At 52.7% G+C, this 25,876-nt stretch carries 25 protein-coding genes and 2 tRNA genes; 20 read left to right on the top strand and 7 right to left on the bottom strand.

Annotated elements, in window-relative coordinates; translation table 11 throughout:
• The first annotated feature begins 72 nt into the window (after window positions 1-72).
• The 16 genes from folP to mtr all read left to right on the top strand — a co-directional run bounded on the left by folP (window position 73) and on the right by mtr (window position 16,779).
• The gene (gene folP / locus EHN07_RS04810) at window positions 73-921 is read left to right on the top strand and encodes a dihydropteroate synthase (protein WP_124023056.1); all 849 of its coding nucleotides are present in this window, start codon (window positions 73-75) and stop codon (window positions 919-921) included.
• Window positions 914-2,251, top strand: coding sequence for a phosphoglucosamine mutase (gene glmM, locus EHN07_RS04805; RefSeq protein WP_124023055.1), 1,338 nt, complete (start codon window positions 914-916; stop codon window positions 2,249-2,251). Before folP ends, glmM begins: the two co-directional genes overlap by 8 nt.
• A 230-nt stretch (window positions 2,252-2,481) precedes the next feature.
• Window positions 2,482-2,811, top strand: a complete 330-nt coding sequence (gene secG / locus EHN07_RS04800) for a preprotein translocase subunit SecG (protein WP_124023054.1) — start codon at window positions 2,482-2,484, stop codon at window positions 2,809-2,811.
• Between the two features lie 48 nt (window positions 2,812-2,859).
• A tRNA-Leu gene (locus tag EHN07_RS04795) sits at window positions 2,860-2,946 on the top strand.
• A 59-nt stretch (window positions 2,947-3,005) separates the two neighbouring features.
• Window positions 3,006-3,082 (top strand) — tRNA-Met (locus tag EHN07_RS04790).
• A gap of 210 nt (window positions 3,083-3,292) precedes the next feature.
• Window positions 3,293-3,745 carry a ribosome maturation factor RimP gene (gene rimP / locus EHN07_RS04785; protein ID WP_148085460.1) on the top strand — a complete coding sequence of 151 codons (453 nt, stop codon included), beginning with the start codon at window positions 3,293-3,295 and terminating at the stop codon, window positions 3,743-3,745.
• Window positions 3,746-3,772: 27 nt separating this feature from the next.
• Window positions 3,773-5,278: a transcription termination factor NusA gene (gene nusA / locus EHN07_RS04780; RefSeq protein WP_124023052.1), complete on the top strand. Its 1,506-nt coding sequence runs from the start codon at window positions 3,773-3,775 to the stop codon at window positions 5,276-5,278.
• A 24-nt stretch (window positions 5,279-5,302) separates the two neighbouring features.
• Window positions 5,303-7,987, top strand: a complete 2,685-nt coding sequence (gene infB / locus EHN07_RS04775; protein WP_124023051.1) for a translation initiation factor IF-2 — start codon at window positions 5,303-5,305, stop codon at window positions 7,985-7,987.
• A gap of 68 nt (window positions 7,988-8,055) precedes the next feature.
• Entirely contained in the window at window positions 8,056-8,460 is a 405-nt protein-coding gene (gene rbfA, locus EHN07_RS04770) for a 30S ribosome-binding factor RbfA (RefSeq protein ID WP_034459684.1), read from the top strand.
• The gene (gene truB / locus EHN07_RS04765; RefSeq protein WP_124023050.1) at window positions 8,460-9,404 is read left to right on the top strand and encodes a tRNA pseudouridine(55) synthase TruB; all 945 of its coding nucleotides are present in this window, start codon (window positions 8,460-8,462) and stop codon (window positions 9,402-9,404) included. Before rbfA ends, truB begins: the two co-directional genes overlap by 1 nt.
• Window positions 9,405-9,557: 153 nt before the next feature.
• The gene (gene rpsO, locus EHN07_RS04760) at window positions 9,558-9,827 is read left to right on the top strand and encodes a 30S ribosomal protein S15 (RefSeq protein WP_002434239.1); all 270 of its coding nucleotides are present in this window, start codon (window positions 9,558-9,560) and stop codon (window positions 9,825-9,827) included.
• A gap of 245 nt (window positions 9,828-10,072) precedes the next feature.
• A complete protein-coding gene (gene pnp / locus EHN07_RS04750; protein WP_124023049.1) occupies window positions 10,073-12,202 on the top strand; it encodes a polyribonucleotide nucleotidyltransferase in 2,130 nt (709 codons plus the stop codon).
• A 119-nt stretch (window positions 12,203-12,321) separates the two neighbouring features.
• Window positions 12,322-13,206 (top strand): lipoprotein NlpI, encoded by an 885-nt coding sequence (gene nlpI, locus EHN07_RS04745; RefSeq protein WP_124023048.1) that lies wholly within the window; start codon window positions 12,322-12,324, stop codon window positions 13,204-13,206.
• A 110-nt stretch (window positions 13,207-13,316) separates the two neighbouring features.
• On the top strand, window positions 13,317-13,394 hold the full coding sequence (gene yrbN / locus EHN07_RS04740; protein WP_110510645.1) for a protein YrbN: 78 nt from the start codon (window positions 13,317-13,319) through the stop codon (window positions 13,392-13,394).
• Window positions 13,387-15,375, top strand: a complete 1,989-nt coding sequence (locus EHN07_RS04735) for a DEAD/DEAH family ATP-dependent RNA helicase (RefSeq protein ID WP_124023047.1) — start codon at window positions 13,387-13,389, stop codon at window positions 15,373-15,375. The genes yrbN and EHN07_RS04735 overlap by 8 nt, the downstream gene beginning before the upstream one ends.
• 159 nt (window positions 15,376-15,534) lie before the next feature.
• Window positions 15,535-16,779 (top strand): tryptophan permease, encoded by a 1,245-nt coding sequence (gene mtr / locus EHN07_RS04730; RefSeq protein WP_124023046.1) that lies wholly within the window; start codon window positions 15,535-15,537, stop codon window positions 16,777-16,779.
• 32 nt (window positions 16,780-16,811) lie between these two features.
• On the opposite strand, the gene EHN07_RS04725 is transcribed toward mtr, so the two are convergent.
• The 3 genes from EHN07_RS04725 to ubiU all read right to left on the bottom strand — a co-directional run bounded on the left by EHN07_RS04725 (window position 16,812) and on the right by ubiU (window position 19,802).
• On the bottom strand, window positions 16,812-17,822 hold the full coding sequence (locus EHN07_RS04725; RefSeq protein ID WP_124023045.1) for a luciferase-like monooxygenase: 1,011 nt from the start codon (window positions 17,820-17,822) through the stop codon (window positions 16,812-16,814).
• Window positions 17,823-17,913: 91 nt separating this feature from the next.
• A complete protein-coding gene (locus EHN07_RS04720; protein WP_124023044.1) occupies window positions 17,914-18,798 on the bottom strand; it encodes a U32 family peptidase in 885 nt (294 codons plus the stop codon).
• 8 nt (window positions 18,799-18,806) lie between these two features.
• Window positions 18,807-19,802, bottom strand: coding sequence for a ubiquinone anaerobic biosynthesis protein UbiU (ubiU, locus tag EHN07_RS04715; protein WP_124023043.1), 996 nt, complete (start codon window positions 19,800-19,802; stop codon window positions 18,807-18,809).
• Between the two features lie 248 nt (window positions 19,803-20,050).
• Here ubiU and ubiT point away from each other — a divergent pair, with 248 nt between their 5' ends.
• Window positions 20,051-20,575, top strand: coding sequence for a ubiquinone anaerobic biosynthesis accessory factor UbiT (ubiT, locus tag EHN07_RS04710; protein WP_124023042.1), 525 nt, complete (start codon window positions 20,051-20,053; stop codon window positions 20,573-20,575).
• Window positions 20,569-21,075, top strand: coding sequence for a GNAT family N-acetyltransferase (locus EHN07_RS04705; protein WP_124023041.1), 507 nt, complete (start codon window positions 20,569-20,571; stop codon window positions 21,073-21,075). Before ubiT ends, EHN07_RS04705 begins: the two co-directional genes overlap by 7 nt.
• Here the strand turns inward: EHN07_RS04705 and EHN07_RS04700 are convergent.
• A complete protein-coding gene (locus EHN07_RS04700) occupies window positions 21,059-21,367 on the bottom strand; it encodes a GIY-YIG nuclease family protein (protein WP_124023040.1) in 309 nt (102 codons plus the stop codon). The two genes, EHN07_RS04705 and EHN07_RS04700, sit on opposite strands and share 17 nt — an antisense overlap.
• 53 nt (window positions 21,368-21,420) lie before the next feature.
• On the opposite strand from EHN07_RS04700, the gene EHN07_RS04695 reads away from it, so the two are divergent.
• Window positions 21,421-21,849: a YhbP family protein gene (locus EHN07_RS04695; RefSeq protein WP_124023039.1), complete on the top strand. Its 429-nt coding sequence runs from the start codon at window positions 21,421-21,423 to the stop codon at window positions 21,847-21,849.
• On the opposite strand, the gene EHN07_RS04690 is transcribed toward EHN07_RS04695, so the two are convergent.
• Window positions 21,846-22,364, bottom strand: coding sequence for a type 1 glutamine amidotransferase domain-containing protein (locus EHN07_RS04690; protein ID WP_124023038.1), 519 nt, complete (start codon window positions 22,362-22,364; stop codon window positions 21,846-21,848). The two genes, EHN07_RS04695 and EHN07_RS04690, sit on opposite strands and share 4 nt — an antisense overlap.
• 101 nt (window positions 22,365-22,465) lie before the next feature.
• Here EHN07_RS04690 and EHN07_RS04685 point away from each other — a divergent pair, with 101 nt between their 5' ends.
• A complete protein-coding gene (locus EHN07_RS04685) occupies window positions 22,466-23,107 on the top strand; it encodes an NAD(P)H-binding protein (RefSeq protein ID WP_124023037.1) in 642 nt (213 codons plus the stop codon).
• A gap of 6 nt (window positions 23,108-23,113) precedes the next feature.
• On the opposite strand, the gene nrdG is transcribed toward EHN07_RS04685, so the two are convergent.
• Window positions 23,114-23,578: an anaerobic ribonucleoside-triphosphate reductase-activating protein gene (gene nrdG / locus EHN07_RS04680; RefSeq protein ID WP_124023036.1), complete on the bottom strand. Its 465-nt coding sequence runs from the start codon at window positions 23,576-23,578 to the stop codon at window positions 23,114-23,116.
• Complete coding sequence (gene nrdD / locus EHN07_RS04675) at window positions 23,579-25,714, bottom strand: anaerobic ribonucleoside-triphosphate reductase (protein ID WP_124023035.1); 2,136 nt, start codon at window positions 25,712-25,714, stop codon at window positions 23,579-23,581.
• Between the last annotated feature and the right edge of the window lie 162 nt (window positions 25,715-25,876).

The following is a 25,876-nucleotide window of genomic DNA, read 5'->3' as shown; positions in this document are numbered from 1 at the left end:
AATCTATAAAACCCCGGGCTTGTCCCGGGGTTTTTGTTTTTTGTTGAGCCTCAGCTAATGGAAGGAATTTCGATGAAACTCACAGCCCAGGGCAGCACGCTTGATCTTTCACATCCGCATATCATGGGGATTTTGAACGTCACGCCAGACTCCTTTTCCGACGGTGGACAGCACGCTTCATTAGTGGACGCTGTAAAACACGCTAATGCGATGATCAATGCGGGCGCGACGATTATTGATATTGGCGGTGAGTCCACGCGCCCGGGCGCGGCTGAAGTGAGTGTCGAAGAAGAGCTGTCCCGTGTGATCCCTGTTGTCGAAGCTATTGCGCAGCGTTTTGAAGTATGGATTTCGGTGGATACCTCGAAACCTGAGGTGATCCGCGAATCAGCACGGGTCGGCGCGCATATCATCAACGATATTCGCTCGCTGCAGCAGCCTGGTGCGCTGGAAGCTGCCGCCGAGACAGGGCTGCCGGTTTGCCTGATGCATATGCAGGGTGAACCCAAAAATATGCAGCAGGCGCCTTACTACGACGATGTCCTGGCCGATGTAAACCGCTTTTTTATCGACCAGATAGCGCGCTGCGAAGCGGCGGGTATCGCAAAAGAAAAATTGTTGCTCGACCCGGGCTTTGGTTTCGGTAAAAATCTGACCCACAATTATCAACTTTTAGCCCGACTCTCCGAATTCCACCATTTTGGCTTACCGCTGCTGGTGGGGATGTCGCGTAAATCAATGGTTGGCCAACTGCTGAACGTCGGGCCGGATCAACGCCTGAGCGGGAGCCTTGCTTGCGCAGTGATATCGGCAATGCAGGGGGCGAATATCATTCGGGTTCACGATGTAAAAGAGTCAGTCGAAGCGATGCGCGTGGTGGAAGCCACACTTTCAGCGAAGGAAAAAAAACGCTATGAGTAACCGTAAATATTTTGGCACAGATGGCATCCGCGGTCGTGTTGGCGATTCCCCCATTACACCTGATTTCGTGCTCAAGCTCGGCTGGGCCGCGGGTAAAGTGTTAGCGCGTCACGGCTCGCGTAAAATTATTATCGGCAAAGACACCCGCATCTCTGGCTATATGCTGGAGTCCGCGCTGGAAGCGGGTCTGGCGGCGGCGGGTTTATCGGCATCGTTTACAGGCCCGATGCCAACGCCTGCCGTAGCCTACCTGACTCGCGCTTTCCGCGCGGAAGCCGGGATTGTGATCTCCGCATCCCACAACCCGTTCTATGATAACGGGATTAAATTCTTCTCCATCGACGGTACCAAGCTGCCGGATGACGTTGAAGAAGCCATTGAAGCGGAAATGGAAAAAGAGATTACCTGCGTGGATTCTGCCGAGCTGGGTAAGGCCAGCCGCATCGTGGATGCCGCCGGTCGCTATATCGAATTCTGCAAGGGCACCTTTCCGAACGAATTAAGCCTCAACGGTATGAAAATTGTGGTTGATTGCGCCAACGGGGCAACTTACCACATTGCGCCAAACGTGCTGCGTGAGCTGGGCGCCACGGTTATTGCGGTTGGATGTGAACCAAACGGCGTTAATATCAATGAGAAATGTGGTGCCACCGATGTGCGTATGCTTCAGGAGCGCGTGCTGGCCGAAAAAGCGGATATTGGTATCGCACTCGACGGCGATGGTGACCGCCTGATCATGGTGGATAATCTCGGTCATAAAGTCGACGGTGACCAGATCCTTTACATCATTGCGCGCGAAGGTTTACGTCAGGGCCAGCTACGCGGTGGTGCGGTTGGCACCCTGATGAGCAATATGGGGCTGGAACTGGCGTTGAAACAGCTTGGTATTCCGTTTGCGCGTGCAAAAGTGGGCGACCGTTATGTGCTGGAAAAATTACAGGAAAAAGGTTGGCGAATCGGCGCGGAAAACTCAGGCCATGTGATCCTGCTTGATAAAACCACCACGGGCGACGGGATTGTGGCCGGTTTGCAAGTGCTCACCGCGATGGTGCGTAACCATATGAGCCTGCATGATTTATGCAGCGGAATGAAATTATTCCCCCAGGTTTTGGTTAACGTGCGTTTTACTGCGGGCAGCGGCGATCCGCTTGAGCATGATACTGTGAAAAAAGTGACCGCTGAAGTTGAAGAAGCATTGGGTAACCGTGGTCGTGTGCTACTGCGCAAATCGGGAACTGAGCCGCTAATTCGCGTGATGGTAGAAGGCGAAGACGAAGCGCTGGTTATCGAGTACGCCAATCGTATTGCCGATGCGGTAAAAGCGGTTTAAACGCACTTTACTGTTTGTATAAAAAGGCGGCGTTTGCCGCCTGTTTTGCAGGAAAAGGCAAGTTTGCTGCTGTTTTTTTCCGCAGTCGGCAAAATGTGAAGAAATTGCCCTTGCGCAGACAGAAGGCTTTGGTTAGTATTCTCACCCGCTTCAGTGGGTAAACTTAAACGTATCCGCTTGACTGGTTTGAAGCTTTGGTATGCGGTAATCCCGCAAGGAACAGGTTGATTATGTACGAAGCTCTTTTAGTTATTTTCCTTATTGTAGCTCTGGGCCTTGTCGGTCTTATCATGCTGCAGCAAGGTAAAGGCGCTGATATGGGAGCCTCCTTCGGAGCAGGCGCTTCAGCTACGCTGTTTGGTTCTAACGGTTCTGGTAACTTCATGACCCGTATGACCGCTGTGTTAGCAACGCTGTTCTTTATTATCAGCCTGGTACTGGGTAACCTCAATACCAACAAAACCGATAAAGGAAGCGTGTGGGATAATTTAACTCAGCCGACAAAAACTGAGTCACAGCCAGCGGCACCTACCAGGCCGAGCAGCGATATTCCGCAGTAATAAGCAGTAAGCTTCTGTACGGCAAGAGGTGATTGCCGTGCGCAAAGTGCCGAGGTGGTGGAATTGGTAGACACGCTACCTTGAGGTGGTAGTGCCCGATTGGGCTTACGGGTTCAAGTCCCGTCCTCGGTACCAAATCCCAGCAATTCTTGCATTTAATGCAATTCTGGCGTATTATTTGCCACGTTTTCGGACGCGGGGTGGAGCAGCCTGGTAGCTCGTCGGGCTCATAACCCGAAGGTCGTCGGTTCAAATCCGGCCCCCGCAACCACTTTCCCTGAGAGTTCTTTTTCAAATATACTGTGAACACCAGTTGGTGCCTCGCGAAGAATTTAGAAAAAAATTCTCCTGGATGGTGTCCGGGCCGCATTCGCGGTATACAGGGTTCAGTTATATCAAGCCCCGATTTATCGGGGTTTTTTGTTATCTGACTTCAGAATAACGGGGCTATAGGCCCTTTTTTTATGTCTTGGGGGTGGGCTTGTCCACATTAGAGCAAAAATTAACAGAGATGATTTCAGCACCGGTCGAGGCGCTGGGCTATGAATTGGTCGGTATCGAATTTGTTCGGGGTCGCCAATCTACGCTGCGCATCTATATTGATAGTGAAGATGGCATCAATGTTGATGATTGTGCTGATGTCAGTCACCAGGTAAGTGCAGTACTGGATGTCGAAGACCCTATCACTGTGGCTTACAACCTGGAAGTTTCCTCACCTGGTCTTGATCGCCCAATGTTTACCGCCGAGCATTATGTTCGTTTCATCGGCGAAGAAGTCAGCATTGTGTTGCGCATGGCCGTGCAAAACCGTCGTAAATGGCAGGGTATTATTAAAGCCGTAGAAGGTGAGATGATCACGGTTACGGTGGAAGGTAAAGATGAAGTGTTCGCGCTGAGCAACATCCAGAAAGCGAACCTGGTACCCCACTTTTAATAGTTTGGATTGAGGTGAAAACCCAGGATGAACAAAGAAATTTTGGCTGTTGTAGAAGCAGTTTCCAACGAAAAATCACTGCCGCGCGAGAAGATTTTCGAAGCGCTGGAAAGTGCTCTGGCAACAGCGACCAAGAAAAAATATGAGCAAGAGATTGATGTTCGCGTCAGCATCGATCGTAAAAGTGGCGACTTTGATACTTTCCGCCGCTGGGTCATTGTCGAAGAAGTGACCCAACCTACGCGTGAAATCACTCTCGATGCCGCTCAATTTGAAGATCCAGAGCTGAACGTTGGCGAGTATGTTGAAGACCAGATTGAGTCTGTCACCTTCGACCGTATCACCACCCAGACCGCAAAGCAGGTTATCGTACAGAAAGTACGTGAAGCTGAACGCGCAATGGTAGTTGATCAGTTCCGCGAGCTGGAAGGTGAGATCATCACCGGCGTGGTTAAGAAAGTTAACCGTGATAATATTTCGCTCGAAGTTCGTCCGATCGATGGTTCTAACACCAGTGCTGAAGCTGTTATTCCTCGCGAAGATATGCTGCCGCGTGAAAACTTCCGCCCGGGTGACCGTATCCGCGGCGTGCTTTATGCTGTACGTCCGGAAGCTCGCGGTGCGCAGCTGTTCGTTAGCCGTTCTAAACCAGAAATGCTGATTGAACTGTTCCGTATTGAAGTGCCGGAAATCGGCGAAGAAGTGATTGAAATCAAGGCCGCAGCTCGCGATCCGGGTTCACGTGCGAAAATCGCCGTGAAAACGAACGACAAGCGTATCGATCCGGTTGGTGCTTGCGTCGGTATGCGCGGCGCGCGCGTACAGGCAGTTTCCACTGAACTGGGCGGTGAGCGTATTGATATCGTGCTGTGGGACGATAACCCGGCGCAATTCGTTATCAATGCTATGGCTCCGGCTGACGTGGCTTCCATTGTGGTTGATGAAGACAAACACACAATGGACATCGCGGTAGAGGCAGGCAATCTGGCACAGGCTATCGGTCGTAACGGTCAGAACGTACGTCTGGCAGCACAGCTGAGCGGCTGGGAACTTAACGTGATGACCGTTGATGACCTGCAAGCCAAGCATCAGGCTGAAGCCCATGCGGCCATTGATACCTTTACCAAATACCTCGAAATCGACGAGGACTTCGCCACTGTATTGGTAGAAGAAGGTTTCTCCACTCTCGAAGAGCTGGCCTACGTGCCGATGAAAGAGCTGCTGGAAATAGATGGCCTTGATGAAGATACAGTGGAAGCATTACGCGATCGCGCCAAAAACGCCCTTACTACGCTGGCATTAGCGCAGGAAGAGAGCCTGGGCGATAACAAACCGCAAGAGGATCTGCTGAACCTCGAAGGTATGGATCGCAATCTGGCCTTTAAACTTGCTGCGCGCGGTGTAAGCTCGCTGGAAGACCTGGCTGAGCAAGGTGTCGACGATCTGTCAGATATTGAAGGTTTAACCAATGAGAAAGCCGGTGAGTTGATCATGGCTGCTCGTAATATCTGCTGGTTTGGTGGCGAAGCGTAATAAACTGTAGCAGGAAGGAACAGCATGACAGATGTAACCGTAAAAGCGCTGGCCGCAGAGATTCAGACCTCCGTGGACCGCCTGGTACAGCAATTTGCTGATGCAGGGATCCCTAAGGCTGCTGATGATTCTGTCTCGGCCCAGGAAAAACAGACATTGCTGGCGCACCTGAACCGTGAACACGGTTCTGCACCAGATAAGTTGACATTACAGCGCAAAACGCGCAGTACTTTAAACATTCCAGGTACCGGTGGGAAAAGTAAATCGGTACAAATCGAAGTCCGCAAGAAGCGCACCTTTGTGAAACGTGATCCGCAAGAGACAGAACGTCTTGCCGCGGAAGAACTCGCGCTGCGTGAAGCGGAAGAGCAAGCCCAACGTGAGGCGCAGGAAGCTGCCAAACGTGAGGCGCAAGAAAAAGCTAAACGTGAAGCTGAAGAGAAAGCTAAGCGTGAAGCCGCTGACAAAGCGAAACGTGAAGCTGCGGAAAAAGACAAAGTGAGCAATCAACAAGACGATATGACGAAAAGCGCCCAGGCCGACAAAGCCCGCCGGGAAGCAGAAGCCGCTGAGCTGAAGCGTGCAGCTGAAGAAGAAGCCCGTCGCAAATTAGAAGAAGACGCCCGCCGTGTAGCGGAAGAAGCCCGTAAAATGGCAGAAGCTAACGCCGGCGTGTGGACGGAAGAAGAGAAAGTGGAAGACGACAAATCTGATTACCATGTCACCACTTCTCAACATGCGCGCCAGGCCGAAGACGAAAACGACCGCGAAGTTGAAGCGGGCCGCACTCGTGCTCGTACTGCGACAGCGAAAGCGCCTCGCCAGAAGAAAGGCGGCAAACACGGTGAGTCTAAAGCTGACCGTGAAGAAGCTCGTGCTGCGGTACGCGGTGGCAAAGGCAAGCGTAAACCAAGCTCGCTGCAGCAGGGCTTTAACAAGCCTGCGCAAGCCGTTAACCGTGACGTCGTAATCGGCGAAACTGTTACTGTTGCCGAACTGGCTAACAAAATGGCGGTTAAAGGCTCTCAGGTCATCAAAGCGATGATGAAACTGGGCGCTATGGCCACCATTAACCAGGTCATCGACCAGGAAACCGCACAGCTGGTTGCCGAAGAGATGGGCCACAAAGTTATCCTGCGTCGTGAAAACGAGCTGGAAGAAGCGCTGATGAGCGACCGTGACACTGACGCAGTTGCTGAGTCACGTGCGCCGGTTGTGACCATCATGGGCCACGTTGACCACGGTAAAACTTCACTGCTCGACTACATTCGCTCGACTAAAGTCGCGTCTGGCGAAGCGGGTGGCATTACCCAGCATATCGGTGCGTACCACGTTGAAACTGACAACGGTATGGTTACCTTCCTGGATACCCCGGGCCACGCAGCGTTTACCTCTATGCGTGCTCGTGGTGCTCAGGCGACGGATATCGTGGTTCTGGTTGTTGCAGCAGACGATGGCGTAATGCCACAGACTATCGAAGCAATCCAGCACGCGAAAGCGGCGCAGGTGCCGGTAGTGGTTGCGGTGAACAAAATCGATAAGCCAGAAGCCGATCCAGACCGCGTGAAGCAGGAACTGTCTCAGTACGGCATCATGCCAGAAGAGTGGGGCGGCGAAAGCCAGTTCATCCACGTGTCTGCTAAAGCAGGTACAGGTATTGACGAACTGCTGGACGCAATCCTGCTGCAAGCTGAAGTTCTTGAACTGAAAGCAATGCGTGACGGTATGGCGAGCGGTGTGGTTATCGAATCCTTCCTTGATAAAGGTCGTGGCCCGGTAGCAACTGTTCTGGTTCGTGAAGGTTCCCTGAACAAAGGCGACATCGTTCTTTGTGGTTTCGAATATGGCCGTGTTCGTGCAATGCGTGACGAAATGGGTCGTGAAGTGACTGAAGCGGGTCCGTCTATTCCTGTTGAAATCCTGGGTCTGTCCGGTGTTCCGGCAGCGGGTGATGAAGTCACAGTGGTTCGTGACGAGAAAAAAGCTCGTGAAGTTGCTCTGTATCGTCAGGGTAAATTCCGCGAAGTGAAACTGGCTCGCCAGCAGAAATCTAAACTGGAAAACATGTTCGCCAACATGACCGAAGGCGAAGTGTCTGAAGTGAACGTGGTGCTCAAAGCAGACGTTCAGGGTTCTGTTGAAGCGATCAGCGATTCCCTGCTGAAACTCTCTACTGATGAAGTTAAAGTTAAAATCATCGGTTCAGGCGTGGGCGGTATCACTGAGACTGACGCAACGCTTGCTGCAGCTTCTAACGCTATTCTGGTTGGCTTCAACGTCCGTGCCGATGCTTCTGCTCGCCGCGTCATTGAATCTGAAAGCCTGGATCTGCGTTACTACTCCGTCATCTATCATCTGATTGACGAAGTGAAAGCCGCCATGAGCGGTATGCTGTCTCCGGAACTCAAACAACAGATCCTCGGCCTGGCCGAAGTTCGCGACGTGTTCAAATCACCGAAATTTGGCGCAATCGCAGGTTGTATGGTTACCGAAGGTGTGGTCAAACGTCACAACCCAATCCGCGTCCTGCGCGACAACGTGGTTATCTATGAAGGCGAGCTGGAATCCCTGCGCCGCTTCAAAGATGACGCCAACGAAGTCCGTAACGGTATGGAATGTGGTATCGGCGTGAAGAACTACAACGATGTGCGTGTTGGTGACGTGATCGAAGTATTCGAAATCATCGAAATCCAGCGTACTATCGCCTGATATCAGCCGGGTACATAGCTAATATCTTTAGGGGGCCGAGCGCCCCCTGATTTTATGGAGAATTTATTATGGCGAAAGAATTTGGTCGCCCGCAGCGTGTTTCTCAGGAATTGCAGAAAGAAATCGCCATTATCCTGCAGCGCGAAATTAAAGACCCGCGTCTGGGCATGATGACCACCGTTTCCGGCGTCGAAGTGTCACGTGACCTGGCTTATGCCAAAGTGTTTGTAACCTTCCTGAACGATAAAGACGAACAGGCGGTTAAAGAAGGCATCAAAGTTCTGCAAGATGCTTCTGGCTACATTCGTTCTTTGCTGGGCAAAGCAATGCGCCTGCGCATCGTGCCTGAATTGACCTTCTTCTACGATAACTCGCTCGTTGAAGGCATGCGCATGTCGAATCTGGTTTCCAACGTCATCAGAAACGATGATGAGCGCCGTGTAAACGATACGGATGACAGCAAGGAGGATTAATGAGTCGTCCTCGTCGTCGTGGTCGTGATATCCACGGAGTGCTGTTGTTAGATAAACCCCAGGGCTTATCTTCCAACGATGCGTTGCAGAAAGTTAAGCGCATTTATAACGCTAACCGTGCCGGTCATACCGGAGCGCTTGACCCGCTTGCAACCGGCATGCTGCCGATCTGCCTTGGCGAAGCAACGAAATTCTCGCGCTATCTGCTGGACTCCGATAAGCGTTACCGTGTCATTGCCCGCCTGGGGCAGCGTACTGATACTTCCGATGCCGATGGCACCGTGGTTCAGGAACGTCCGGTAACCTTTAGTGAACAGGAGCTGGCAGCCGCGTTAGAGCGTTTCCGTGGTGAAATACAGCAAATCCCATCGATGTACTCCGCGCTGAAATACCAGGGCAAGCCGCTTTATGAGTATGCACGCCAGGGGATCGAAGTGCCGCGCGAAGCGCGATCTATTACGGTTTACGAACTTCTGTTTATTCGCCATGAAGGCAATGAACTTGAGCTGGAAATTCACTGCTCTAAAGGGACGTACATCCGCACCATCACCGATGATTTAGGTGAAATGCTCGGTTGTGGGGCCCACGTGACTTTCCTGCGCCGTCTTGCCGTAAGCAAGTATCCCGTTGAACGCATGGTGACGCTTGAGCAATTGCATGCATTGGTTGAGCAAGCACAAGCGCAAGAAATTGAGCCATCCGTGCTGTTAGATCCGCTATTGATGCCAATGGATAGTCCTGCGTCGGATTTCCCCATCGTGAATTTATTACCTGCTGTTGCGGGTTACTTCAAGAATGGGCAACCGGTGCAAGTTGCTGGCGCACCAGCAGAAGGGCTAGTCCGAGTCACCGAAGGTGATGAAGAGAAATTTATCGGCATGGCCGAAATAGACGATGATGGACGCGTTGCGCCTCGTCGTCTGGTCGTTGAGTATCCGCTCTGACACCTGGAGTTGCCTTGCGATAAGAGGTGGCTACAGGTAAAATGGCGCGGCTTAACTTTCATACCTTTGTTTAACATTGCTGTGAAAGTGCACTGGAGTTGCTGAATTAGAGATCGGCACTCTTATTTTTTATCTATAATTCTGGAGTTTAAAATGTCTCTAAGCGTTGAAGCTAAAGCTAAAATCGTTTCTGAGTTTGGTCGTGGTACTAACGACAGCGGTTCTACCGAAGTTCAGGTTGCACTGCTGACCGCACAGATTAACCACCTGCAAGGTCACTTTGCAGAGCACAAAAAAGATCACCACAGCCGTCGTGGTCTGCTGCGTATGGTTTCTCAGCGTCGTAAACTGCTCGACTACCTGAAGCGTAAAGATGTAGCACGTTACACCAGCCTGATCGAGCGTCTGGGCCTGCGTCGCTAAGTCTTGCGAGTTTCAGAAAAAGGGGCCTTTTAAGGCCCCTTTTTTCAAGCTGATGGCAGCAATTCTATGGAAACTAATGTATTGTTGCAGTGTGTGATCTTTGTTGCAGAGGTTCGCGCGGCTAATGAGAGGCTTTATCCGCAGGGGCGGGTCAGGGTTGTCATTAGTCGCGAGGATGCGGCAGAGATCGGGTTAAACGGAGCGGGTGCAATCACCTGCTACCAAAGATTATTAAGGATATTATTTTGCTCAATCCGATTGTCCGTAAATTTCAATACGGCCAGCATACGGTCACTTTAGAGACCGGTATGATGGCTCGCCAGGCTACCGCAGCAGTAATGGTCAGCATGGACGACACCGCTGTATTCGTGACCGTTGTCGGTCAGAAAAAAGCGAAAGCAGGCCAGGACTTCTTCCCGCTGACCGTTAACTATCAGGAGCGTACTTACGCTGCTGGTCGTATCCCGGGTAGCTTCTTCCGTCGTGAAGGCCGTCCAAGCGAAGGCGAAACTCTGATCGCGCGTCTGATTGACCGCCCGGTGCGTCCGCTGTTCCCGGAAGGTTTCGTCAACGAAGTTCAGGTTATCGCCACCGTTGTTTCCGTGAACCCACAGGTTCACCCGGACATCGTTGCCATGATCGGTGCTTCTGCAGCGCTCAGCCTGTCGGGTATTCCGTTCAATGGCCCAATTGGTTCTGCTCGTGTGGGTTATATCAATGACCAGTACGTTCTGAACCCGACGGCTGACGAACTGAAAATCAGTAAGCTGGACCTGGTGGTTGCCGGTACCGAAGGTGCGGTGCTGATGGTTGAATCCGAAGCTGAACTGCTGAGCGAAGACCAAATGCTGGGCGCGGTCGTATTCGGTCACGAACAGCAGCAGGTTGTTATCCAGAACATCAACTCTCTGGTTGCTGAAGCGGGCAAACCACGTTGGGACTGGCAGCCAGAAGCCGCTAACGAAGCGCTGAATGCGCGCGTTGCTGCCCTTGCTGAATCTCGCCTGAGCGATGCTTACCGTATTACTGATAAGCAAGAGCGTTACGCACAAGTCGACATCATCAAATCTGACGTTATCGCTGCGCTGTCAGCTGAAGACGATTCAATTGACGCTGGCGAAGTGAGCGACATTCTGCACGCTATCGAGAAAAACGTGGTTCGTAGCCGTATTCTGGCTGGTGAACTGCGTATCGATGGCCGCGAAAAAGACATGATCCGTGGTCTGGATGTGCGTACTGGCGTTCTGCCGCGTACTCACGGTTCTGCACTGTTCACCCGTGGTGAAACTCAGGCGCTGGTTACCGCTACTCTGGGTACCGCTCGTGATGCACAGAACCTGGATGAGTTGATGGGCGAACGTACCGACAACTTCCTGTTCCACTACAACTTCCCTCCGTACTCCGTAGGCGAAACCGGCATGGTCGGTTCTCCTAAGCGTCGTGAGATTGGCCATGGTCGTCTGGCTAAGCGTGGCGTACTGGCTGTTATGCCAGAAGCTGACCGCTTCCCGTACACCGTGCGTGTGGTGTCTGAAATCACCGAATCTAACGGTTCTTCTTCCATGGCTTCCGTATGCGGTGCTTCTCTGGCACTGATGGATGCAGGCGTGCCAATCAAAGCCGCCGTAGCCGGTATTGCGATGGGCCTGGTGAAAGAAGGCGAAAACTTTGTGGTTCTGTCTGACATTCTGGGTGACGAAGATCACCTGGGCGACATGGACTTTAAAGTGGCCGGTAGCCGTGAAGGTATCTCTGCCCTGCAGATGGATATCAAAATCGAAGGTATCACCCGCGAAATCATGCAGGTGGCTCTGAACCAGGCTAAAGGTGCGCGTCTGCATATCCTGGGCGTAATGGAACAGGCTATCAACGCTCCGCGTGGCGATATCTCTCAGTTCGCTCCACGTATTCACACAATCAAAATCAACCCGGACAAGATCAAAGACGTGATCGGTAAGGGTGGTTCTGTGATTCGTGCGCTGACCGAAGAAACCGGTACTACCATTGAAATCGAAGACGACGGCACAGTTAAGATTGCTGCGACCGACGGCGAGAAAGCGAAATTCGCTATTCGTCGTATCGAAGAGATCACTGCTGAAATCGAAGTGGGCCGTATCTACCAGGGTAAAGTGACTCGTATCGTAGATTTCGGTGCATTCGTTGCCATCGGCGGCGGCAAAGAAGGTCTGGTGCACATCTCTCAAATCGCTGACAAGCGCGTAGAGAAAGTGACTGACTACCTGCAAATGGGTCAGGAAGTTCCAGTTAAAGTACTGGAAGTTGACCGTCAGGGCCGTGTCCGTCTGAGCATCAAGGAAGCCACTGAGCAGTCTCCGGCAGACAGTGCTGCACCTGCTGCGCCAGAAGCTGAGTAAGCGATACCGATTAAGCTCTCCATGGCGACATGGAGAGCTATTTTATTACGGGGCAGGGAGTCTCGTTTTAGGGCCGGCGGACAGGACGTCATCCAATATGTTGTCTTCGGGAGTGGGAAATGAAGCCTTTTTTGCGCTGGTGTTTCGTTGCGACAGCTCTCACGCTGGCAGGATGCAGCAACTCTGCCTGGCGTGAAAGTGAAGTCCTGGCGGTGCCACTGCAGCCGACTTTGCAGCAGGAAGTGATTCTTGCGCGCATGGAGCAGATACTTGCCAGCCGGGCTTTAACCGATGATGAACGCGCACAGCTTTTATATGAGCGCGGAGTGTTGTATGATAGCCTCGGCTTGCGGGCTCTGGCGCGAAATGATTTTTCACAAGCGTTGGCAATCCGCCCCGATATGCCTGAAGTATTCAATTACTTAGGTATATATTTAACGCAGGCAGGCAATTTTGATGCTGCCTATGAAGCGTTTGATTCTGTACTTGAGCTTGATCCAACTTACAACTACGCGCATTTAAATCGCGGTATCGCCCTCTACTACGGTGGTCGTTATCGTTTAGCGCAAGATGATCTGCTAGCGTTTTATCAAGACGATCCCAATGATCCTTTCCGTAGTCTGTGGCTCTATATTGCTCAACGCAATGTCGATGCAAAGCAGGCTAAGGTGGCGTTACAACAGCGCCTCGATAAATCGGATAAAGAGCAATGGGGATGGAACATTGTCGAGTTCTACCTGGGGAACATTAACGAAAAAACGTTAATGGAACGCCTCAAGGCGGACGCAACGGATAACACCTCGCTCGCTGAGCATCTCAGTGAAACCAACTTCTATTTAGGTAAGTACTACCTAAGTCTGGGGGAAAAGGACAGCGCCACGGCACTGTTCAAGTTAGCGGTCGCTAATAACGTACATAACTACGTTGAGCATCGTTATGCATTGTTGGAATTAGCGCTCTTGGGCCAGGAGCAAGATGACCTGGCAGAATCGGACCAGCAATAGCTGACGAACATCGATCAGCCCATAAACTTTTTTATTAAAGTCATCGCCTTAACCGGTGAGGGCGTTTTTGTTCGTTAATCAACCAAATTTGAGCCGGTTCACACTTTTCAATGAAAATTGCAGGTCAATTTCACGATGAGTTATGTAGACTGGCCGCCATCTACGAGGCACGTGTACTACATGACTGATATCATCGAGACTACTACTATCGAAACTACTTTTACCGACCTGGGTCTTAACGACTCCATTCTTAAAGCCCTGAACGATCTGGGTTACGAAAAACCATCACCTATCCAGGCAGAATGTATTCCACAGCTGCTGGCTGGCCGCGATGTACTGGGTATGGCCCAGACGGGTAGCGGCAAAACCGCAGCGTTCTCTTTACCGCTGCTGCACAACCTTTCTCCTGAGCTGAAAGCGCCACAAATTCTGGTGCTGGCACCGACCCGCGAACTGGCGGTTCAGGTTGCTGAAGCCATGACGGATTTCTCTAAACATATGCACGGCGTAAACGTGGTAGCCCTTTACGGCGGCCAGCGTTATGACGTGCAGCTGCGCGCCCTGCGTCAGGGACCACAGATCGTTGTTGGTACCCCGGGCCGCCTGCTTGACCACTTAAAACGCGGTACGCTGAACCTGTCCAGCCTGAAAGGTCTGGTACTGGACGAAGCTGATGAAATGCTGCGTATGGGCTTCATCGAAGACGTTGAAACCATCATGGCTCAGATCCCAGAAGGTCATCAGACCGCTCTGTTCTCTGCAACCATGCCAGAAGCGATTCGTCGTATTACCCGTCGCTTCATGAAAGATCCGCAGGAAGTGCGCATTCAATCAAGCGTGACTACACGTCCGGACATCAGCCAGAGCTACTGGACCGTGCACGGTATGCGTAAAAACGAAGCGCTGGTTCGTTTCCTTGAGTCTGAAGATTTTGATGCGGCGATCATCTTCGTGCGTACCAAAAACGCGACTCTGGAAGTGGCTGAAGCTCTGGAACAAAGCGGCTATAACAGTGCTGCACTGAACGGCGACATGAACCAGGCACTGCGTGAGCAGACTCTGGAGCGTCTGAAAGATGGTCGTCTGGACATCCTGATTGCCACCGACGTTGCGGCCCGTGGCCTGGACGTTGAGCGTATCAGTCTGGTGGTTAACTACGATATCCCGATGGACTCCGAGTCTTACGTTCACCGTATCGGTCGTACCGGTCGTGCGGGTCGTGCTGGCCGTGCTCTGCTGTTCGTTGAGAACCGTGAGCGTCGTCTGCTGCGTAACATCGAACGTACCATGAAGCTGACTATTCCTGAAGTTGAACTGCCAAACCGTGATCTGCTGAGCGAGCGTCGTCTGGCTAAGTTTGCCGCTAAAGTTCAGCAGCAGCTGGAAAGCAGCGATCTGGATCTGTACCGTGGTCTGTTGGCAAAAATCCAACCTTCTACTGAATCAGAAGAAGCGCTGGATATGGAAACATTGGCTGCAGCACTGCTGAAAATGGCACAGGGCGAACGTCCTCTGATCCTGCCACCGGATGCACCAATGCGTCCACGTCGTGAATTCCGTGAACGTGATGAGCGTTTCGAGCGTTCAGACCGTGCTCCACGTGGCGATCGTCCAGACCGCGCACCACGCGGTGACCGTCCAGAGCGTTCAGATCGTCCACAGCGTGATGGTGATGCACCACGTCGCGAACGTCGTGACGTTGGCGATATGGAACTGTACCGCATTGAAGTGGGCCGTGATGACGGTGTTGAAGTTCGTCACATCGTTGGCGCTATCGCTAACGAAGGCGATATCAGCAGCCGCTACATTGGTAACATCAAGCTGTTCGGTACCCACTCAACTATCGAACTGCCAAAAGGCATGCCGGGCGAAATCCTGCAGCACTTTACCCGTACTCGTATTCTGAACAAACCGATGAATATGCAGCTGATGGGCGATGCGCAGCCACGTACTGACCGCGGTGGCGAACGCCGTGGCGGCGGTGCTGGCCGTGGTTTCGGTGGTGCTGGTGGCGAACGTCGTGAAGGCGGTCGCGGTCCACGTCGTGATGGCCCTGCAGGTGCCGGTGCTCCACGTAGCTTCAGCGGCGAACGTCGTGATGGCGGTCGTGGCCCACGTCGTGAAGATGGCGGTGCAGCACCTGCGCGTCGTCGTACTACCGAAGCTTAATTGACAGAAGTTTATGCCTGCTGTTAATCAGCAGGCAGTGATAAAAATCCTGGTTATTGCGACCGGGATTTTTTTTATCCAAATTGTACTCATGTACTGGTACAATGTATCGCAGTAAACCTGTCGCTCCGGCAGTCGTTCAATGTTTCAGGAATTTGTATGGCAACTTTATCCACCACTCAGGCCTCGCCGTCTATTTTCGGCGGTGTGATGATCATTGGCGGCACTATCATTGGCGCGGGGATGTTTTCCTTGCCGGTAGTGATGTCTGGGGCGTGGTTTTTCTGGTCTGTGGCGGCGTTGCTGGTGACCTGGTTTTGTATGCTGCACTCTGGTTTGATGATTCTCGAAGCCAATCTTAATTATCGAGTTGGCTCGAGTTTCGATACCGTGACTAAAGACTTATTGGGTAAAGGCTGGAATCTGATTAACGGGCTGTCCATCGCGTTTGTGCTCTACATCCTGACCTACGCCTATATTTCGGCGAGCGGTTCGGTGATTCATCATACGCTCGGTAAAATGTCTGTCGATTTCCCGGCGCGATTGGCGGGATTGATTTTTGCTTTTGTCGTCGCTTTTATCGTCTGGCTCAGCACCCGCGCAGTAAGCCGCATGACGACGATTGTGCTTGGCGCCAAGATCCTCACTTTCTTTATGACGTTTGGCGGTTTGGTGTGGCACGTCGAACCGGCAACATTGCTGGATAGCAAAGCGATTAATCCGAGCTATTTGCCGTATCTCTTTATGACACTGCCATTTTGTCTTGCCTCATTTGGCTATCACGGTAACGTACCCAGCCTGATGAAGTATTACGGCAAAGATCCACAGACTATTAAGCGTTGCCTTGTCTGGGGAACGCTGATGGCGCTGGGGCTGTATATCATTTGGTTGATGGGCAGCATGGGAAATATTCCACGCAGCGACTTTATCGCCATTGCGGATAAAGGCGGCAATATTGATGTGCTGGTCGGCGCGTTGAGCGGCGTGCTGAACAGTCGTGCGCTGGATTTACTGCTAATCGTTTTCTCAAACTTCGCCGTTGCCAGCTCCTTCCTCGGGGTGACATTGGGCCTGTTCGATTATCTGGCTGACCTGTTTAAGTTTGATGACTCCCCCATTGGCCGCCTGAAAACCGCTCTGGTGACATTTATCCCGCCAATGTTAGGCGGCGTTATCTGGCCTGACGGGTTTATCTACGCGATTGGTTTTGCGGGGCTGGCAGCCACTATCTGGGCGGCAATCGTTCCCGCTCTGTTGGCAAAAGCCTCACGTAAAAAGTTTGGTAGCCCAATTTATCGGGTGTGGGGCGGCAATAAAATGATTGCGCTGATTCTGATCTTTGGTGTGACAAACGCAGCAATTCATATCCTTTCAAGCTTCGATCTATTACCGGTTTATGATTAAATTTGTCGCCCCTCCATTGAGGGGCGACATCATTAACTGGTCAAACTTTCATGCACATCCATCGCCAAATCAAATGAGTGTAGCCGTGCCTGGGGATCAAAAATTTGCCCGTTAACCATAATTTCATCGGCCTGGGTTTCCCGCAGTAATGCAGTCAGCCCGTGGCGAACTTTCGCTTTATCTCCCACCAGCGACATGCTCAGCGCCTGCTGCACGCCATACTTCTCCGCCGGGCTCCAGAAGTTATCCATATTTTCAATCGGCGGCGGGAGCTGGCCTGTTTCACCACGGCGCAATTTGACAAACGCTTGCTGCATCGAGGTAAACAGAAATTCGGCGTCGCGGTTACTGTCTGCGGCGATGATATTAATGCACACCATCGCATAGGGTTTTTGCAGGCGAGCAGAGGGTTTGAACTGCGCGCGGTAAAGCTGGAGCGCCTGGAACAACATATCGGGCGCAAAGTGTGAGGCAAAGGCAAACGGCAGCCCGAGCTGTGCGGCAAGCTGTGCGCTATAAAGGCTGGAGCCCAGCAGCCAGACGGGGATTTTCGCGTTATAGCCGGGAACCGGGCGCACCGCCGGGTTTGGATCGGTTGCGTCAAACCACGAAATCAGCTCGCCCACATCACGTGGGAAATTGTCGATATCGCCACTCATGTGGCGGCGCAGCGCCATCATGGTGCGCTGGTCGCTGCCCGGTGCGCGGCCTAATCCCAAATCAATACGTCCGGGATAGAGCGTTTCCAGGGTGCCGAACTGCTCGGCAATCACCAGCGGGGAATGGTTCGGCAGCATCACGCCGCCGGAGCCAAGGCGTAAAGTCTCGGTGTTCGCCGCCAGATAGCCAATCAGCACGGATGTTGCTGCGCTGGCGATACCGGTCATATTGTGGTGCTCGGCCAGCCAGTAGCGGTGGTAACCCCGCTGTTCGGCAAGACGCGCTAAATCCAGCGAGCGGTGAAATGCATCACGAGGCGTTGCGCCTTGTGGGATGGGGGCTAAATCGAGTAGAGAGAACGGAACTTGGGTGATGTCAGACATAACGGCTCACTTTGTTGGTTTCGTTTGCTGATAATTGCCTTTCAGTATTACGCAAAATTACCAACAATTAAGTAACAAAGTGAGCCTTTTCTCAGCTCTGAGTCACCAGTTCTAAGCCCGCCACGCGTCGCCAGTAACCATTACAATCACTTTGCTGCGCCAGTGACAACGGAGCATTGCCATTCTCATTTTTACGGAAGGCTTCCAGCACGCGCAGTGTTTCCATACCCATCGGCGACAGGCGCACCATATCGACTAAGCCTTTCATCGATGCCAGCTCATTGCCGAGGTTATATACATAGCCGCTCATGGTCTGAATACCGTTGAGCACAAACACCTGCTGGTTTTCCTGCGACAGCATGTTGCGCCCGACGGGATATTTAATGCAGCAGGTTTCGCATTCATCTTTTGGCTTATCTTCTGAACGCGCGGTAAAGCAGCGTGCGGAGTAGGCTAGCGGCAGGTGCCCGTAGCTAAGCACTTCCACTTCAAACTTGTTGCGGATGCCCAGCTCATCACACTGAGCCAGCATATTCGCCAGCCAGTCGCGCGACAGCTCAACCGGCATGCACCAGCGAATCATCCCTTGCTTGAGTAACAGACGGAGAGTCACCGCGTTATAGCAGTTAAGCGCATGGCCTGCGACAAAGGGCAGCTTACGCTCGGCCGCCATATTCACCGCGCCAATATCGTTGGCTTCAATCAGAAAATCGCCGTTTTCGACATAGCGTTTCAGCTCGTTTAATTCAGACGGGGCCTGGACCAGCGCAAGGGTCGAAAGCACAATCTGTTTCCCCTGGTCTGCGAGGCTTTTCGCCATATCCAGCCAGTCGCCGGTTTTGGTAGCGCGGCGCTTGCTGCATACCGACTCGCCAAGATAGATGGTCTCGGCGCTGCTGCTTGCCGCCGCCTGGTAGAATTTTTCCAGCGTCTCTTTTGGCCAGTAGTACAGCACCGGCCCTAATGAATATTTCATGGGTTTTCCTACTGCCATTTACGGTGATAGGCACCGAGAGTGGTTTGCGTACCTTCGGCCATCGCACCGAGATCTTCCATCCATGCCGGTTGAGCACGATAGTTTTCCGCATCGGCCATACACAGGTCGATTGCCTGACGCCAGACTTTTGCCACCTGGCTGACATAGGCCGGGCTGCGCTGGCGGCCTTCGATTTTTACCGAGGCAATATTGGCCGCCAGCAGCTCCGGCAGCAGCTCCAGGGTGTTCAGGCTGGTTGGCTCTTCCAGCGCGTGATATTTCTGATCGTCAACCAGGTAGCGGCCTTTACACAGCGTGGGATAACCCGCGTTTTCGCCATCCTGATATCTGTCGATCAGCACATCGTTAAGGCGTGATTCCAGCCCCTGCGGTGTTTGCTGCCAGCGCACAAAGCGCGCCGGGGAGCAGGCGCCCACGGTATTCGGCGATTCACCCGTCAGATAGGAAGAGAGGTAGCAGCGCCCTTCAGCCATGATGCACAGGCTGCCGAATGCAAAAACCTCCAGCGGCACTGGCGTGACCCGGGCTAGCTGTTTGACCTGATGGATAGAGAGCACGCGTGGTAATACAACACGCGCAACCTCGAAGTTGCGATGATAAAAACGAATCGCTTCTTCATTGGTGGCGGAGGCTTGTACCGAGACGTGGCGCTCAATGTGTGGATAACGTTCTGCCGCGTACTCAAGCATGGCGAGGTCAGCAAGAATTAACGCGTCGGCTCCGAGTTGCGCTGCCATATCCACTGCTCGCTGCCAGCGCACGTAGCCGTCCGGGTGCGCAAACGTATTGATAGCGATGTGCAGTTTACGGCGATGTTGATGCACGTAACTCACCGCTTCTTGCAGTTTCTTCTCCGTGAAATTCAGTCCAGCAAAATGGCGAGCGTTGGTATCATCTTTAAGACCAATGTAAACCGCATCGGCGCCATTATCGATGGCCGCTTTCAACGCCGGTAAGTTTCCAGCTGGGCAAAGCAACTCCATAATTTATCCTGAATCATCGGGTCGCCTTAGCGGGCCACCCTTGCCACCCGGTGTCGGGCGGCAAAATTGTTAACGAACTGGGATTTTAGTTAACCCGTCCGCGACAAATTTTGATTTAAGGCAGCTAATGGCGTATTGATGAAATCAAACTGGTGGTATTGATAACCCGCAAACTTGTTGATTTACACCGCTACGGAGAATGGCTGGTGTGGCAAAATAGCGGTTAAATTTCTCAAGGAGTAAAGCTTGTGTTGGATAAATTGCGTTCACGCCTGGTCCATCTTGGCCCGTCACTGTTAAGAACCCCGGTTAAACTGACGCCCTTTGCTCTGAAGCGCCAGGTGCTGGAACAGGTGCTGGGCTGGCAGTTTCGTCAGGCAATGGAAGAGGGCGAGCTCGAGTTCCTTGAGGGACGCTGGCTGAGTATTGAAGTGCGCGACCTCGGGCTGAAGTGGCTGACTTCAGTCCAGGATAATAAGCTGGTGGTGTGTGAAGATGCCCCGGCGGATGTGAGCTTTAGCGCCACCGCCAACGATCTTTTGCTGATCGCCGCCCGCAAGCAAGATCCCGATACCCTGTTTTTCCAGCGCCGCCTGATGATTGAAGGTGATACTGAGCTGGGTCTGTACGTCAAAAATTTAATGGATGCCATTGAGCTGGATGCGATGCCGAAACCCTTACGCATACTGTTGCTACAACTGGCTGATTTTGTTGAAGCAGGGATGAAATACAAACCTGTTCCAGAACGTAACTCGGTGGGTGAGCCATGCTAATTCGTGTAGAAATACCTATTGATGCTCCCGGCATTGATGCTTTACTTCGCCGTTCCTTCCATGGCAACGGTGAAGCGGATTTGGTGAAAGATTTACGGGAAGACGGCCTGCTGACGTTAGGCGTGGTTGCTACGGACGAGGAAGGTCAGATTGTCGGTTATGCCGCATTCAGTCCGGTTGCGGTCGCAGGTGAAGAGCTACAGTGGGTGGGCCTGGCCCCCCTTGCCGTAGATGAAGCTTACCGCGGCCAGGGGCTGGCAAAGAAACTGGTGTATGAAGGGCTGGATTCGCTCAATGAATTTGGCTATGCGGCGGTGGTGACTTTAGGTGAAGCGGCGCTGTATCAGCGCTTTGGCTTTGTTCCCGCCGCACAGTTTGGCCTACGTTGTGCCTGGCCTGATACCGAAGCTCACTTCCTGATCCATCCGTTAGCCGACGATGCGCTTAACGGTGTTTCCGGGCTGGTGGAATATCACGAACGCTTCAATCGAGCTTTTTGATCTCCAGGCGCTTTTGAAGACCTGTCAGCAGGTCTTCAAAAGCCAGGGTTCCCGTCACCAGCTTCTCTTTCTGCCCCTTCGTGAGCTGTTTGATGCGATACTCCAGGCGCAGTGCGCTGGAACGATCGCCCACCGGATGGCTGAAGGCCAGGGCTAGCTCGCCTTTTCCCCGTAACGCTTTCGCACCCTTACCGCTCTGATGCTGTGAGAAACGGCGTTCCACATCGGTGGTAATACCGGTATATAAACGGTTATCTGGCGTGCGGACTAAATAGAGATACCACAGAGACATAGGTCAGGCGCATAATTGATGTTTCCCGCAGAATATCACTCTTCAGGTTGCTCATGGAAACGCTCAATGCCATCAGCCGTTGGCTGAACAAACAGCATGTACTGACATACTGCGTCGGCAGTCACGATGATTTATGGTGCGCCAATGCCTTCTATTTATACGACGCACAGCGAATCGCTTTTTATTTGCTAAGCGAAACCCATACCCGGCATGGCGAGCTAATTGGCAAACAGGCGCGGGTGGCTGGCACCATCAACGGGCAGCCCAAAACGGTTGCGTTGATTCGTGGCATACAGTTTCGTGGCGAAATCACGCTAATTGAGGAAGAGGCGGCAGCCGCCGTTCGTAATCGCTACTGCAAGCGCTTCCCGGTGGCGAGAGTGATGAAGGCGCCGGTGTGGGAAATTCGGCTTGATGAACTGAAAATGACCGACAACACTCTCGGCTTCGGGAAAAAACTTCACTGGCTGCGGGAAAGCTAACGCCCTAACAGGCGCAGCGCCTCGCGATTAAATGCCGGCAGATCGCCCGGCGTTCGGCTGGTGACCAGCTGGTCCTTATCCACCACCACTTCTTTATCGTAAAAATCGGCTCCGGCATTTTTTACGTCAATAATAATAGGCTTCACGGCGGTTAATTTACGCCCACGAATGACATCCGCGCTGATTAAAAGCTGCGGGCCGTGACAGATAGCAAATACGGGCTTGCCGCTATTCACAAAATCCCGCGTGAAGGTGACGAAACGTTGATCCCCGCGCAGGGTATCTGGTGAATGGCCGCCGGGTAACAGCAGGGCGTCGAAATCAGCCGGCCGTACTTCATCAATAGCTTTGTCGATAGTGACTTTTGCCTCGCCTCTTTTGCCGGTCACCGTTTTTCCCGCCTGTTTATCAATGGTCACCACTTCATGGCCCGCTTTGCGGAACTCTTGTGCAGGCGAGGTAAACTCAGCATCTTCAAATTCGTCGGTGATCAAGACTGCAATCTTCTTGCTCATAGCGCCTCCGGTTTGATGGTTTCAGTGATTAATCCTGGACGACGGGGCTGACTTTGCAAGCGAGCGGGCTAGACTTAGATTCATCTGAATAAGGAGTTTCCATGACGCGTGTATTGATTACCGGAGCCACAGGCCTGATTGGCGGGCATCTGTTACGCATGCTGGTTAATGAGCCACAGGTCAGCCATATCGTTGCGGCGACGCGGCGGCCGATGACGCCGATGCATAAAGTCACCAATCCCCACGATCCGCAATTAAGCGATGTGCTCACCCAATTAAGCGCACCGCTGGACGTCGTTTTTTGCTGCCTTGGCACCACTTTGCGCGAGGCGGGCAGTAAAGAAGCGTTTGTGCTGGCGGATTACACGCTGGTGGTCGATACTGCAATTACCGGTCAGCGTCTTGGCGCGAAGCATATGCTGGTGGTCAGCGCGATCGGGGCTAACCGTCAATCACCGTTTTTCTACAATCGGGTGAAAGGCAAAATGGAAGAAGCGTTAATCGCGCAGAGCTGGCCGTGTCTGACCATTGCGCGCCCGTCCATGTTGCTTGGGCATCGCGAATCGCAACGCTTTAACGAAGCGTTGCTTGCGCCATTGTTTAAAATTATGCCTGGAAAATGGAAGTCTATTGAAGCGCGGGATGTGGCAAAGGCGATGCTGCACGCGGCGCTTGCACCTGCGTGCGAAGGGGTGAATATTCTCGACTCGCGTCAGTTACGAGAAAGGGCAACAGCCTCATAAAGAGGCTTACCGCAAATAATGAACAACCTGATTGCTGCTGCCGCGCCAGATAAGCGCCGGGTCTTTGAGATCCTGAACAAATTTGCCGTCGACCAGCACATTGATTAAATCCACCACTTCACGCTGAGCCGCGGTTAATTCATCAATTTTATAACCCGTCCACATCCAGATATCTTTGCCGGGACATTCCGCGATTACCCGTTTTACCAGCTTCAGTACATCGGCGAGGTTTTGCGGATGCAGCGGGTCGCCGCCCGAAAGCGACAACCCCTGGCGACGAATACGCGTATCGTTCAGATCGGCAACGATCTGGTCTTCCATTTGCTGGGTAAATGGCACACCTGAATTGACCCGCCAGGTGCTCTTGTTATAGCACCCGGGACATTCATGCACGCAGCCGGAGACAAACAGCGTGCAGCGGGTACCCGGCCCATTCACGATGTCTACCGGGTAATACTGATGCATATTCACTTAGCCAATCTGCCCGTTGCCAAGATGCTTGACGCGACGCTTCACCTCTTCTTGCTTACCGGCGTTAAACGGACGTGCATCCGGGCTGCCGAGATAGCCACAAACGCGGCGCGTTACCGAGACGCGTGCGGCGTCGTGGTTGCCGCATTTCGGGCAGGTGAAGCCTTTGCTGGTGCACTCAAACTCACCGGTAAAGCCGCACTCGTAGCACTCATCAATTGGCGTATTGGTGCCGTAATACGGCACGTGTTGATAGCTGTAATCCCAGACATCTTCCAGCGCCTGCAGGTTGTGCTGGATGTTCGGGTATTCGCCATAACAGATGAAACCACCATTCGCGATCGGTGGATACGGCGCTTCAAAATCGATTTTGTCGTAAGGGTTAACTTTCTTCTCAACGTCTAAATGGAAGCTGTTGGTGTAATAGCCCTTATCCGTCACGCCCGGGACAATGCCAAATTCGGCGGTGTCCAGACGGCAGAAGCGGTCGCACAGGTTTTCACTCGGCGTGCTGTACAGGCTGAAACCGTAGCCGGTTTCCTCTTTCCAGCTGTCGGTTGCCTGGCGCAGGCGTTCGACAATGGCGACGGCTTTGGCACGCAGCTCTGCGCTATCGTACACGTGCTGATTGCCGAACAGCGCGTTCACCGTTTCGTGAATACCGATGTAGCCCAGGGAAATCGACGCGCGGCCATTTTTGAAAATCTCCGCAACGTCATCGTCTGCTTTCAGGCGCACACCGCAGGCCCCTTCCATATACAGGATTGGCGCCACGCGAGCTTTCACCCCTTCAAGGCGAGCGATGCGCGTCATCAGGGCTTTATAAGCCAGCTCCAGGCGCTCATCGAGCAGCTGCCAGAAGGTGGCTTCATCCCCTTTGGCCTCCAGCGCAATACGCGGCAGGTTCAGACTGATCACCCCGATATTGTTACGGCCATCGTGAATCTGCTCGCCGTTCTCTTCATACACACCCAGGAAGCTACGGCAGCCCATCGGCGTTTTAAACGAGCCGGTGACTTTTACCACCTGATCGTAGTTCAGAATATCGGGATACATGCGCTTGCTGGCGCACTCCAGCGCGAGCTGTTTGATGTCGTAGTTGGCATCGCCAGCTTTGTGATTCAGGCCGTCTTTAATGGCGAAGACCAGTTTTGGGAACACCGCCGTTTTACGGTTTTTGCCCAGGCCCGCGATGCGGTTGCGCAGAATCGAGGTTTGGATCAGGCGCGATTCCCAGCTGGTTCCCAGGCCAAAGCCAAAGGTCACAAACGGCGTCTGACCGTTGGCGGTATGCAGGGTGTTGACTTCATATTCCAGCGACTGGAAGGCGTCATAGCACTCTTTTTCAGTGCGCGAGAGCGCATAGCCTTTGGCATCCGGGATCTGCCACTCTTCAGCCGTCTGGCGATGCTTTTCAAAGCTTGCGCTCACAAACGGCGCCAGCACCTCGTCAATGCGGTTAATCGTGGTGCCGCCGTAAATGTGGCTGGCAACCTGGGCGATAATTTGCGCGGTAACGGCGGTTGCGGTAGAGATGGATTTTGGCGGTTCAATCTCCGCATTCCCCATCTTAAAGCCTTGCGTCAGCATGCCTTTGAGATCGATAAGCATGCAGTTAAACATCGGGAAGAACGGCGAGTAATCCAGGTCGTGATAGTGAATGTCACCGCGTTCGTGCGCCAGCACCACATCACGCGGCAGCAGGTGCTGTGAAGCGTAGTGTTTTGCCACGATACCGGCTAATAAGTCGCGCTGCGTCGGAATAACTTTGCTGTCTTTATTGGCATTTTCATTGAGCAAAGCGGAGTTGGTTTGTTCTACCAGACCGCGGATTTCCTGGTTCAGACGGCCACGCTTCTCACGCTCGATATCACGGTCGTGGCGATATTCGATATAAGCGCGCGCCAGCTGCTTATAGTCGCCGGCCATCAGCTGATTTTCTACAGCCGTCTGGATCTCACCAATATCAACCTGGCTGCGGCCTTCCATCTGAGCGCGGACAATATCTGCGACGCGGCTGCAATAGTCTGCGTCATCGACTCCCGCTGCTTTAGCTGCACGAAGAATAGCTTCTTTAATGCGCTCTGAAGTGAAAGGCACTTTGCACCCGTCTCTTTTCATCACATGCGGCGTCATGATTTCTCCATTTTAAAAAGGTTATCCACAAAGGGATGTCGTTGTCAGCAAGCCGCGACGAGCTCGCACTGCCGCAGGCTTGCTGATTTTGCCCCAGGCTTTATCCACAGATAATCCCCAGAGATGTCGGTGTCTCTTGTTGCTATAATAAGCGAAAAATAC

Origin of the sequence: Buttiauxella warmboldiae, assembly GCF_003818135.1 — a bacterium.
In the GTDB taxonomy this organism is placed as follows: Bacteria; Pseudomonadota; Gammaproteobacteria; order Enterobacterales; family Enterobacteriaceae; genus Buttiauxella; species Buttiauxella warmboldiae.
The sequence above is the reverse complement of the archived record's forward strand: the minus strand, read 5'-3'. Positions and strand labels throughout refer to the sequence as shown.